The 14,935-nt window shown below is 39.5% G+C and carries 1 protein-coding gene; it reads left to right on the plus strand.

All coding sequences use genetic code 11. The features are described from left to right. Positions 1-2: 2 nt before the first annotated feature. A partial coding sequence (locus tag ACTHJT_RS06790; protein WP_440237245.1) for a right-handed parallel beta-helix repeat-containing protein occupies positions 3-14,935 on the plus strand: 14,933 nt, incomplete at its 3' end.

Consider the following 14,935-nt stretch of genomic DNA (forward strand, 5'->3'; position numbering starts at 1 on the left):
AAATGAGACACTTCATTTCAACCGTTATTTTGTTTTTAGCATTGATTTTTTCAAATACACTTTTGGCTAAAGTGTATTATGTCAATGCAAATTATACCGGCTCAACACAAAACGGTAACAGCTGGACTACGCCATTCAAAACCATTGAAAAGGCCCTTACCGTAACGGTAGATGGTGACCAGATCTGGGTAGCGAAGGGAACGTATACTACTCCTAACTACAAAAGTGCTTCCGGTTACTTCATTAATAATGGCATTACCATTTATGGCGGTTTTGCAGGAACAGAAACCAGTGTTTTTGCCAGAGATCTTGCTTTAAATAAGTCGATTATTCAGACATCAAATACTTCAAACATCTTTAATATAAAACAGAATAAAGATTTTATTATTGATGGGGTAGACCTGACAAGTTTTGGTACTGCTCTTTTTATCCAGTACGATACAATTGCAACTGCTTATAATATTCAGTCGGGAGACCGGTTTAAGGTAACACTTAATAATTGTAATATCTATAATGGCCAGGCCCCTGCATCTTTTTATCACCACGTAGACCTGAAAATTACTAATAGCCAGATTTACAATTGCCAATCCAACTTTTATATCTCGGAAGACAATTCATTGAACGATTTTTATGCACCTTCTACGGTTACATTTGAAAACACAATAGTTCAGGGAACAAACACGCTGATGTATTCTGTGAATGCGCAGTTGAATATGATCAATTGTAGATTTTCGAATTTTAATTCAACAATGTTCCCCAGCTCGAGCGGCAGGGATGTGATATTTAAAGGCTGCGAATTTAAAAATATTTCAAGCCAGATTCTTACAAACGATAACACTTCGGTAACGATTGACAACTGTACGTTTGAGAATCTTAATAATGGCCCGATATTTTATAGTTCAAATACTAACATATTCAATATTTCAAACACAACTTTTAAAAATTCTACCTGCAGTCAGATTTTTATTTTAAAGACTTTATCATTAGATAATGTCACATTTTCAAACATCAATTTTAATTACCAGGGAATAATGGCGAACGGACCGTTGAAAATAAAAAACTCAACAATGGAAAATGTCCATACGCTAAATTATTACTTCATGGACGCGTATTCTGATGTTGAGCTGGACAATGTAACGATACAAAATTGTGTTGGCCCATTGTTGATGGAAAATAAAGATACCAGTGATGTACTGATTAAAAATGTAATCTTTCAAAACAATTCACAGGACTTTAATGAGCAAAAAGGAATGTTTTTTAACCTGGCAGGAAATGTAGTTATTGATCAATCGCAATTTTTAAACAATGAAATCAGAAGATCAAACCTGGGATACAGTATGGGTTTGTTTACTGTAAGCACATCTTTAGAAGTAACAAACAGTACTTTCAAAGATAATGTAAGCAATAATGTTGCGGGTGTATTTTATTCATCAGCGAATAATTTGCAAATCGATAATTGTGTATTTGAAAATAATGTTTCAGAATATCAGTTCGGTTATTCAACGGTTGGTACGGGTGTTCTGTATTCAACAGGATATAATAACGAGGATGCAAAGATTAGCAACACAAAATTCATTAATAATTCAGCCTACAATTTTGGTGTGATCAACTGGGTCGGAAGAGATCTTATTATTGAAAATTGTATTTTCCAAAAGAATAAATCAATCGCAACGGCCCGGGGATATATGGGCGGCGGTTTTAATAGTGGTGTGATAGGAACGTTCGGTATTGCTTACCCATATGTGGGAAGCATTACGACAATAAAGAAATGTTCGTTCAGTGAAAATGAATCGATATTTGATGCTCCAGTCATTTATGCTAGTAACATGTCGGCGTTGTACGTTGATCAATCTTCTTTCAATAATAACAAATGTCGGGATGGAAGCGGTGCAATAACTACTGTAAATGTAGTGTTTAAAGTCAGCAACTCACTTTTTGAAAATAACCAAACACAAAATGCAACATTTGGTGTAATAAATAACTCAGCAAACAACACACAGTATGGTCCGTATCCTGCAGAAATATACAACAGCACATTTGTAAAAAATACTACTACCGGCGGTCCGGGTGTATTATCTGTGAGTGTACCTACAACCATTGCCAATTCGATCTTCTGGGGCAACGGAACAAATGCACCTATCATCGCGGGTAGTGTAACTCCGGTAATTTCCAATACATCTGTACAGGGAGGGTTTTCAGACGGTACAAAAATTTATGATGCAAACCCTAAGTTCATTGATTTCATCGGCGGCAACTATCGCTTGTCGTGCCAGTCACCATTGATCAATAAAGGAAATAATGCATTAGGTGTTTCTTTATTTGACCTGGATGGAACAGCCCGTATTTTTGCCGATACTATAGATTTAGGCGCTTACGAGACGCACATAGATCCGGCTCTTGCAAATGTGATTCCCGCACCAACGTTTATCGTCCCATCAACCGTTTGTAAAGACGAGGTAATTAACCTGGTAAATACTACAGCAAACCTTTCTAACTATACGTATCAATGGACATATGGCAACGACCAGAAGTCTACGTTGATCAATCCAAGCTATGCTTATGCGCAGGCAGGTACATATACGATTACATTAACTGCATCAAACTTTTGCGGTCAGTCAAATTCTTTATCCAAACAGATAATAGTAAAAACGGTTAACACACCAATTATTGAAACTGTTTCTGTTGTTTGTCCGGGAACAGAGCAAACCTATACAACGAATGCAACATGTCAGAATATTTTATGGACAGTTGCAGGAGGTACAATTCAAAGCGGACAGGGAACAACGTCTGTTCGTATTCTTTGGGGTGATGGCACAACGGGAAATGGAAAAATTACATTGCTGGCAACCGGCTGCGGCACGGGCGCGTGTGAAATTCCTGTAAGTGTTGAAGTGCCGATTGTTCCGGCAAACTTTACGTTGACAGGACCGGATAAAGTTTGTCAGGGTGGTTTCTCTCATTATGAAACAGTAGTTAAAGATAAATCACCGGCATCTCTTTATACTTGGTCTGTTAAAGGCGGATCAATCAGCTCGGCTATAAACAAAGGGTATAACCTTACAGATATTGATATTACCTGGAGTACTTCTCTTACTGAAGGAACAGTATATTTAACAACATATAATGAATTATTGAAATGCGGTAAAACAGATTCCTTTAAGGTAGCGCTTAGACCAACCTTTAAAATATCCGGAGCAACAGAAGTTTGTACAAATGCATCTACCGTATACCAGACAGTACCTTCTATCGGTACTGTACGATGGCAGGTAGCTGGTGCAGGAAATACGATAAACAGTACAACAGGTACTGCAACCTGGGGAAATGCAGACGGTGTTTACAAGCTTACGGCCGGTCCTGCGGACCCGACAACTGCGTGTAATGCACAGGATACATTTGTGGTACACGTAAACGCGAAACCGGTTGTAACGGCTATTGCCGGTGAAACGGAGCTGGCAGTAAATTCAATAGATGTATATACCGGCCTGGTAAATACAGATATCAATAATGTTGATTTTTATTGGTCGTCTCCGGGTGGCACGATCGCTTCTGCATACCTGAACACCGTTACCATTCAGCGAAATAGTTTTTCACCGGATTATATTGCATTGAGTGTTGCAACAAAAAAAGGCGCTTGTACTTCAGCTGAGCTGCAGATACATGTAAAAAAATTATTTGATTATACAATTACCGGTCCGGATACAGTTTGTATAACAACCAGCGCAACCTATACAGCAAATGTAAACCCGGGTCAAACGTCAGACTATTCCTGGATACTGAATCAGCAGGGTACTCCTGTTAACGGAATAACTTTTAACCCATTGTTTAACTATACCGGATATCAGCAGATCGAACTGAAGGTTCACAGCAACGGTAAAGAATTTATTGTGCGTAAAAATGTATATGTAAAATCTTCTCCATCCAGTATCACGGTTGAAGGTCCGGTTGTTATTGATCCTGCGGGATTACAGACTGCTGTATATACAGTTAAAAACTTTGCAAATTCGAATTACATTGTAACGGTTACCGGAGGTGTTTTACAATCAAACATCAGTAACCAGCTTACAGTTAAATGGGGTGGTACAGAACCCTTCTCTATTCAGGTACAGGATAAATTTGCATCTCCTGCTTGTAATGGTGTACCGATGACCCTGCAGGTTAAGAAAGCTGCGGATATCGGTAAAAATATTATTGCCAGCGCGCCTGCCTGTTTAAACGCAAGGGTTGATTATTCTTTCCAGCCGGATGATCTGACTAAAAATTTATCATGGAGCATTGATGGCGGCGGCAGTATTACAAGCAGCGCTCAGAATTCTGTTACGATAGAGTGGAATCAAACAGGCACACATACATTAACATTAACCTATGACCGTTTTGGTACACAAACGATCCAGGTTCCAATTGTTGTAAATGTATTGCCTTCACCGGTTATTAACCCGGGAACAATTTGCGGAAGCAACAGCCTGAATATATCTACGACACAGGCATACAATGCGTATGAATGGTATCTGAATGATGCGAAAACCGCATTCTCCGCACTACCAACACCGGCGGTTAATACAGAAGGTTTGTATACAGTAAAGGTAACTGATAATAATGGCTGTATAAACTCTTCCACCAGATACATCAAACAATTACCGCTGCCAAAGGCATCTATCTTTACATTAGACGAAGTTGTGGTTTGTACGCAGGCTACAGCAGCACTTACAAATATTAAGTTATCTACTTTCGAAGGGCAGGATTATGTTTATCAATGGTATGAAAATAATGTGCCGGTATCAGCTCCTCTTGCTACACCATTCAGTCTTCCGGTACAGAAACCATTAAATCAGGAAGCCATATATGCGTATAAAGTTAAGGTTTCTTTAGAAAGCTGTGTACAGTATGCTGATGTTAAGAATGTAATTGTAAAATCCTGCGCGGGCGGCGGCGGCGGTATTGGCGGTGGCTGCAGCGATCCCGGGGTTTCATTTACAGTGGATCAGAATTCATTATGTCAGCCGTTTAAGTTTAATGCTGATCCGTCTATTGCCGGTTTATCAGGACTTGGCTGGGATTTCGGAGATGGATCAACAGCAACAGGTCCTGCACCGACATATAAATACCAGGATGCTGGTATTTATAATGTGCAATTGACAAGAGGCTGCAGGTATGATAGACAACCTGTAAAAGTACTGGCTCGTGCGATCTTTAAGCTTGACCAACCGGGGTGTGTTGGAGATACATTGGTATTTAATGATCTGTCAGTTAACATTCCTTCCAATAAAATCATCAGCTGGAAATGGAACTTTGGTGACGGTTCGCCGGAAGAAACCTATTCAGGCAGCGGAGACCGCAACGGGAAACATAAATACACGACCGCTAACTCATACACCGTAACATTAACGGTGTATTCGCAAAGCGATAATGCTGCACTACCAGTTTGTGCCTTTACGACACAAAATACATATGTAATTACACCACCTCCAACAGCAGACTACATTATTACAGCTCCTGCATGTGTTGGCAATACATATAAATTTGTTGAGAAAGGTGCTTATGGCAAATATGGAAAGGCCCCGGTTAAATGGACATTCAGCAACGGACAAACATCAGTACGTGACACTACCTTGCAACAGTTTAATCCTGGTAACCAAAACGTATTGCTTAAAGTTACGGATGGCCTGGGCTGTTCAAGCACAAAATCATCAACGATAACAGTTACTGCTCCTGCAGTACTTGGAAAAATTACGGTTACCTCAAAAGATACGCTTCTATGTAACGGCAGAAAGGTATCGTTGAGTTCCCCTGTAACAGCGAAACTGGCATACCAATGGTATAAAGACGGAGCAGCGATTGCATCAGCTACAAATCAAACCTATGATGTTTCAACACCAGGTAACTATAGCGTTGCCTATTGGGTTACAGCAACCTGTAATGCAACGACAGCTGCAGTTAAAGTTAATAGTTACACAGTGCCTAATTTAATTTCCGGAAATAAATTGAATTGTTCCGGCGGTACGTTGATGTTAAGCAGCAACCTGAGCCCATCTGAATATTCATTCATATGGAAACAGAATGGCACGAAGCTAAACAATAACGGTTCAGACCTGGTATTGAATAATATCACAACAGCTGCTGGCGGCAATTATCAATTGACAGTTACCCAGAATACGACCGGTTGCTTTGCTACCTTGCCGGATTATACGGTAAGCGTTAGTAACCCTCCTGCCAAACCGGTTGTAAATGCTGCAGCAGTAAACATCTGTTACAATACAGCTGCTGTTTTAAATACACCTGTTGTTAAATCCGGGAAAACATTTACCTGGTATGAAAACGGCAGTAAGCTGGCTTTTGCGGATACAGTGATTACTACAGCACTTTTGAAAAATGATGCGAGTTATTCTGTTACTGTAAAAGAAACGGCTACAGGCTGCTCCACGCCTTCAGATAACATAGCAATAAAAGTTGCTCCTGCTATAAGCGTTGTAATATCAGGAGATACATCTCTTTGTGAGCAGGTATCGTCAGAACTAAAATCAAATCTCGACACCAAAGACTTTACATTCAAATGGTACAAGAATAACCAGCCATATGGCGGTGATGTAGCCAAGCTTACATTCTCAAACATTGCGAAAGCAGATTCAGGTCAATATCAATTGCAGGTAATAAGCAAAGGAACTACAAACCTGACAGGATGTACGGCTGTTTCGAATATTAAAACAATTAAAGTTAAACCAACAGCTGCAACACCTGTTATTACAGGTGTAAGCGAATTCTGTAGTGGTAATTCAATTGTTCTTTCTACAAACCTTACGTCTGATTTTGTTTGGAATACTGGTGCTGTTACACCTGTAATAACGGTTACTTCCGGTGGTACATACTCCGTGACATCAACGAATGTGGCCTCAAAATGTATTGTTACAGCAACTAAAACGGTTACTCAGAATCCGGTTCCGGATCTGAGCTTTGTACCTACAGGTGATTACTCAAGATGTGGTACCAATAAAATAGCCTTTGATGGTTTGAATAATTATCCGTTACAGAGCTGGTACGTGAATGGAGTATTTTTCAGCGATAAAAAAGAAATTTATCCAACGAAATCAGGAAAATACACGCTGAAGGTTACAACAAACAAAGGATGTATAAGCATATCCGATACGATGAATATTGAGTCGCTTGAATGTCCGTGTTATGTAACCAATGTAAATGACAGCGGCGACGGTTCATTGAGAGAAGCGATAAACTGTTCAAATAACAAACCTGGAAAAGATGTAATAAAATTCTCTATCGTTGGCACAGGTCCATTCACGATTAAACCGATTACACAGTTGCCAACATTAACAGACTCAGTTGTAATTGACGGCTTCACGCAATCGGGTGTCAACGTGTTTGATGTGATTATTGATGGCACAAACATCTCTACGTTAAACGGTCTTGTAGTTGGAAGTGATCTGGCTAACGTAAAAATTTCAGGACTTAAGTTTTCAAACTTTACGAAAGCAATTGTTTTATCAACGAATACGCAGAACATACTTGTTGAACGTTCACAATTTACAAATAACTCAAATACGGCAGTTGAGCTTAATTATGGTTCAACTAAAAATATTGTCCGCAATAACTTCATTGATAAAGGTGCTGCAGGTATACATTTCGTAACAGGGTCCAAATACAATATCATACAACAGAACACGATCACGAATGCTAAAAATGGTATTGCGCTGGATGGTGCAAGTTATAATAAACTGCAATCGAATTTAATTTTCACTTCATCCGGTGATGGTATTCTTATTAACTCACAATCGACATTCAACTCGATTGTAGCCAATACGGTTGGTTCTTCCAATAATAACGGGATTCTGATTGCTCAGAACTGTAATTCAAACTCCCTGGATTCAAATTATATTGGTATTAATGTTTCCGGAAACGTTGTATCAAATCTTGAGAGCGGAATTTATATTTCTCCAAACACCAGATATACATCAATAACAGCCAATACAATTGGCGCAAATACACTACACGGAATTTTTGTAGAAGGTAAAAATAACCTGATCAGGAATAATTATATAGGTACAAATGTCGCAGGTAATGCAAAACCAAATGGTGTGCATGGTATTTATTCAACAGCTGATAGTTTAAAAATAACCGGAAATACCATTAAGGCAAACAGTCAATACGGTGTTTATATTAAGGCCTCATCTGCAACGATTCTTGCAAACACTGTTACGAACAATATCAGTGGTGGTATATATATTGATGGAAGTAAAGACCGGATCTCTAAAAACATCATCACAAATACCAATGCTACAGTTAAAGCCATTAATCTACATTTAACGGCAAGTGCAGGTAATGCTGGCAAACTTCCGGCTGTATTTAATAATTACAGAAGAGCAAAATCCGGCGGTATTGTGTTAAGCGGTACAACAGCTGCAGGAGACACCGTTGAAATATTCGCCAACAATAACATTGCACAGCAGGCTTTATTGTTTGCCGGTGCAACAACGGCAGATGCAACAGGCTATTGGGAAATTGAAATTCCACAGGGAGCAGCATTCGATCCGAATCAGAAAAACTTCTATGTAAACACCGCAAGTACTGGTGCGAATAATACTTCAGAATTGTCTGTACCATTCTTAACAGGTTGTTTCAATTGTGTTTGTTATGTAAAAAATACGAATGATTCCGGTATCGAGTCGTTACGTGCAACGATTGATGAATCTAATTTAGGAAACTGTCTGACGATCAAGTTTTCGATGACATCTCCTGATACCATCAAACTTCTTAGTGCCGTGAGTCCGTTGCAGGTTCCTGTATCGATTGTAGGTCCTGTTTCTGCAGGTCCGGATCCAATGATCTTTGTAAAAGGAACCGGAACATTCAATGGTCTTGTTGCTTCTAAAGACGGTGTTTCAATCAGCGATTTAGGATTTACAAATTTCAAACAGGCAATTGCACTGAATTCAAATTCGAATGCTATAACTGACGTTACAGTTATAAACAGCACCAGACCAATTACCATTACAGGTAATAACTCTACAGTTGTTTCAAGTGCCATTAACACAACATGGGGAACGTCTGTCAGTACGTTTAAGGCAGACACATTGGTTTACATCACAGGTAAAGGCAACCAGGTTGGCGGAACAGACACGGGTAATAAAATTACCAATGGAAATATTGCCGGTGTGCTGGTGAATACAGGTGCTGCAAACAGCATCTTAAACAATCAGATCACCAACAGTACGCTGGCGATCAAATTAACGAATAACGGAAATACCAATTACAGTAAACCTGCTAACCTGATTGGTGCAATCAATGGTACGGTAGCTACTGTACAGGGAACGGCAAGTCCGGGTGCTAAAATTCAATTGTTCTCCAGTACATACGTTGCAGAGCAGGCGGTTGATTTTGTTATTGAAGTTGTTGCAGACGCATCCGGAAACTGGACCGCAGTAATTCCTTCAGCAAAAATTGACATTACCAAAAACAATTATTTTGTAGCAACTGCAACAAGTCCTACAGGCAGTACATCACAATTATCTCAGGTAGTACGTGTAGGTAATTTTGTTCAGGTCTGTTATGTGACCAATACAAATAACGCCGGAGACGGTTCGTTAAGAGAGGCTGTTAATTGCGCCAACCAGGCAGGAATTGGTAGTAATGGTGTAGCGGCAAGAATAGAATTCCTGTTGCCGCAAACAAACAATGAAATTTCATTGCTTTCAGGTTTGGTTGTTACAAACAATTTTGGTGTAGAAGTAAATGCACGTACAATACCTGTAACGGTTAAAACAGCCAATACAGCGTTGAATTGCTTTAACTGGGCAACAAACAATTTCAAAGTTAAAAACCTGTCGTTTGAAAATTTTGCAAATGCATTGTACTGTACAGGAACAAATGCAGTCATTGACTCTAACAGCTTTGTTAATAATAAGAATGCAATCTATGTAAATGCTGCAGATACAATCATCCAGCAGACAATCTCAAACAATTACTTCACCGGCGGCACGAGCGGTATTACCAGTGTGAAAGGTTCGTTGGTTGTTGCGAAAAATGCGTTTGGTATTTCAAAAGCAGGTGTTGCCGGACAAATCTCTGGTTTTGGCGTTGCAGCCAATCACGCGCATTCTATACAATTAACGGATAATACATTTGCAAATATTACGAATAGCCCATCTGCAACAAATCCGGCAACTGCCAATGGATATGTTGTTTCCCTGGAAAATGCATCGTCAGTTGTTTCAGCGAATATCATCACAGGTACTCCTTTAACAAATTTGCCGGCAGTGAGATTGTTCGCGAATTCGAAATCAACTGTCACGTTGAATAAAATAACTTCAGCTGCAGAAGGTATCCTGTTTGATCATTGCAGTGAGGTAAACGTATATCAAAATCAATTGGCGGCAGTTACGAACAGAGGCTTGAATCTGTTCAGAAGTCAAGGTATCAAGATCTCACAAAATACCATCACAGGACTTTTGGCAACAAAAAAACCAATTGAACTGAATCTGTCCACAGCAAATGTTTCAAACTTCAGCAAACAGACACCGGTGATCCTTACATCTACTTACCACGATGGAAAACTTTTCCTTATCGGTGCAGCTGAAAAGTTTGATGAAGTTGAAGTGTTTTATTCAAACAGTAATCAGCTTGATCTGGTTAAATACATTCAGAAATCTACGGCCGATTCTGTTGGGAACTGGATCATTTCTTTCCCAATCCCTGCCGCAGGTTCAGATACATTATTCTTCAGAGCGGTATCGGCTAAAGACGCCATACAATCTTCAGAGGCTTCTGCAGCATTTACCCCAAAGCTGAAGATTTGTTTAGTGACTGTAGCAACCGATGCGGGTACCGGTTCACTTAGAGAAGCGATTGATAAAGCCAACTTAAATCAATGTAACCTGATTCAGTTCGCTATTCCGGCTTCGGGTGTTGCTGAGATCAGAACAAGCTCTCAGCTTCCGGATATCACAACACAACAATTGATTATTGATGGTACGTCACAAAGCGGCTATGTAACCGGTTCACCAATGGTAGCTGTTATCAATAATGCAGCATATGGATTCAATGGACAGAATGGCAATCAGCTGGATATATATGGAATGAAGATGGCGAACTTCAATACTGCGATTAATATCCTGAACAGTAAAATTGTAGACCTGAATGACAATGTGATAGAAAACTTCGCCAATACAGCTATTCAGGTTAAAACATCTGCATTTACGTATGGAACGGTAAACAACAATACCATCAGATCACAAGCTTCCTCCAATACAGGTATAAGTCTGGATGGAACCGGCGGTATAACCATTGATAAAAACCGCATTAAAGGATTTACCAAATTCGGTATAACAACTGCCAATGCGAACAATCAGAAAATAACCAATAACATGGTATTCTCCGCAGATACAGTTACATCTGTAGGTATTTCGGTAAACACATCTTCGGGTTGCTTTATCCAGGCAGATACAGTACGTAAGGCCGCAATCGGGATACAGGTTAACGGTGGCAATGGAAACAAAATCTTGTCTAACATGGCTGCTGTTGCCGATTCAATTTCAAAGGCCGACAAGCTTATTGTGAATAAATGCGGTATATCTGTTGTGTCCAGCAACAACTGTACAATCACTTCAAACACATTGAATGTATTTGAAAAAGCAATCTCGGTATCGAACAGTAAAGCTGCACTTATCAATTCAAACACTACGAATAAAAGTAATACAGGTATTTATTTGTCAAGCGCTTCAAACGGAAGAGTAGCAAACAATACGATTGATTCTACTGCGGTTGGTTTGAAGTTTGATGCTTCGCATGGTGTGCAGGTATTTAATAACTTAATTACACGCTCGCTGCAATATGGTGTATTGTTAAACACAGGTTCAGATACCTGTAAATTTAATGCGAACCTGATCGGGGCACGTTATTTTGGTGATACGAGCTATGCTGCCGGTGCAGGTATGATGATTAAGTCTTCAAACAATTACATCGGTAACAATCCGATTGGCGGTTTTGAAAACCATATCAAACAAAATAAGAAAGGCGGTATCATAGTAGATGGCGGCAAAAAGAACATCATCACATATAACTTCTTTTACAACAACGATATTTCAAAAGGAAGGCCTACAGCGTATGCGATTAACTTAATCAATACAGGTAATAACATGAAGCAGAAACCCGCGATCACTTCGCATAAATGGATCGGCGGAAAGCTGCACGTATATGGAACAAATAACAATACTGTTTCAGATACGATTCATTTATACCTGGGAACAGGCGGTTATGAAGAGGTTTCTAAATTCTTAGGTGATACGCTTTCAAAAGCAGGCGGGAACTGGGAAATAATTGTTGATCCGAAAATAAGTAGTAAAATTGCCAGTAAAACGACCTGGTATGTTGTGGCAACAGCAACAGATATCAATAGAAATACATCTTCATTGAGTGATATGTACATACTGGGAGACTGTTATATTACTTCGCTGAAAGACACAACAGACAATGTTTATCCGCTTCCGAATACACTTCGTATGGCAATGAAATGTGCAAACGGACAAGCGAATCCTGTAGGTGTTTATTTCAATGTTACTGATGGCGGCGCAAAAGAAGTAAAACTTCAGATGAAACTGTTGACATTAGATAACAAGTATGGAGTAAACTTCGACGGAAAGAATATTCCTGACGGTGTTATTGCAGGAATGAATGCACAAAAATTAACATCTGCCGCATGGACAATTGCACCAACCAACGCTGCTTCAGCCATCAAACAATTCGAGATTACCAATTCAAAAGATGGACTGGAAATTTTATCAGATAGCATTCTGGTTCAGAAATTACGATTCGATAAAATCACCGGCAATGGTCTCCTTGTAAGCAACAAGCGCAATGTGGTTGACTCCTGTGTATTTGATAGTGTTGCTGTTGGTATTGTACCTTCATCTGCAGCTGTTAAAACATCCATCACCAGAAGCATCTTTAACCAGACAGTAACAGGTGTAAAGGCAGTAAGCACGGATAGCTTAATGGTTGGTACCAGTATATTCAATACAGGTGTAAAGACAGGTGTTGATATCAGTGGCTCAACGCATGCTGCTATTAATGATAATACCTTTAATGGAAATACAGCGGCAGCCAAATTCATTACGTGGGATAATACCAAAGGAGTTATTAGCGGAAATACCGTCAATGCACATTTTGTGCAGAACCCGCTTTCTATATCAAACTCAACCGGATTTACGGTAACAGGTAATACATTTAAAGATAGTGCAGATGTATACTTATTGATTTCAGGTTCTTCAAAGGCGAACGTGGTATCAAACATATTTGAACGTGCAAACCAGAACAGCATCAAAACAACAAATGTGCAGCATTCTACAGTGATGTACAACCACGTGCTGCAGGCCCGTAATGATGCATTCAACCTGGAAAGTTCTTCAACGGTATTCATATCAAAGAATACTGTAAACAATGTTCGTTATACGTCGAAAACAGATTCTGCTTTATGTATCAATATTCATAAGGGTGAAGGGGCGCTGCAATCCAACATTGGTAAACCGGAACCTAAGAATCTTTCATATGAAGTAAAAGCAGGCTCTGACCGCCGGATAGGTATCTTTGTAAAGGGATATGCGCAACCGGGCGACAGTATTGAATTGTTCTTCTCGGATACGATCTCTGCATCCATGAATCAATATGTGGTGACAACATTCACCAAACCAGATGGCACCTGGGATGTGAAGATTCCGAGAGAATATTACTACAAAGATACTGTAACGTGGTACCACGTAATTGCTGTTGCCATGGATGCAGACAGCAATACGTCGAAAACTTCTTCGGTTATTGATATCCCGCCAAGTACAACGAAAATTTATGTATTGAATGAATACAATGCCGGTCCGAACTCACTGCGTCAGGCATTACTGGATGTTAATTATTCGGATCTGTATTCAACTGTTATATTCAGTATCAATTTACCGGAAGTGAAAGCAGGTCCTTATAACATCAAGATTGACTCTTTATTTGATCCGATCTATAGCTACCGCGGATTCAAGATGGATGGAAACACGCAGAAAGAATATGTTGGTATGGGGCCTGATCAACGGATTCTTGTAAACGGTGCCAACATCAGCAGGGATTTTGGTCTTGACATCACCGACTCTTCAGATGTTTGTACATTGAAAAATATGTGGCTGACAAATACCAGAAATGGTTTGCGTTTAAGCAACGATAAGAATGAAATTGAGAAATTCAATTTCATCAATACAGATTCATCTGGCATTGCCCGTCTGGATACAGCCGTTGTGATCCATAGCAAGGAGAATAAACTGAAAAATATTTTTGTGTCAGATTATACACTTGGGGTATTGATGGAGAACAAAGTAGGTAAAAATGAATTTACCGAATCTGTTCTGGACAGCGTTTCCATGGGTATTGTTTTAAGAGACAGTACCTACAATTCACTTATTGCAAAAAATACACTGACCAATACAGCCGTATTTGCTCTTAAAATAGATTCTGCGGCTGGTGACAATAAAATTGATCACAACATATTCGGTAAGGAAAATAATCACGTGAAAGGAGATGTTATTGTAATTCATGAAAGTAATAACCAGACTGTTGTTTACAACAGGATCTCTTACTTTGAGAAGAACGATACACTCACAACCGATTCAACGGCTATCAGTATCCAGGGTAAATCTTCAGGCAATTATATTTATGCCAACCGGATAGGTCTGGATTCATTAGGTAAAGGTGTCAACCGTGCCGATGTAAGAGGTGTTGTGATCAAGGCTACTACCAGCGGCGTACCGTCATCAAACTCAATTATCGGGAATGAGATCAATGGAGCCAACGCCGGTGCTATTTATGTATACAAATCTTCTCAGGATTTAATCAGTGAAAACATCATTGGCGGTGATTCTGCAAAATTTGTGTATGGCATCGACAGCACTGGAATTGTTATTGC

It is taken from the genome of Cytophaga sp. (genome assembly GCF_051961495.1).
Lineage (GTDB): Bacteria > Bacteroidota > Bacteroidia > Cytophagales > Cytophagaceae > Cytophaga.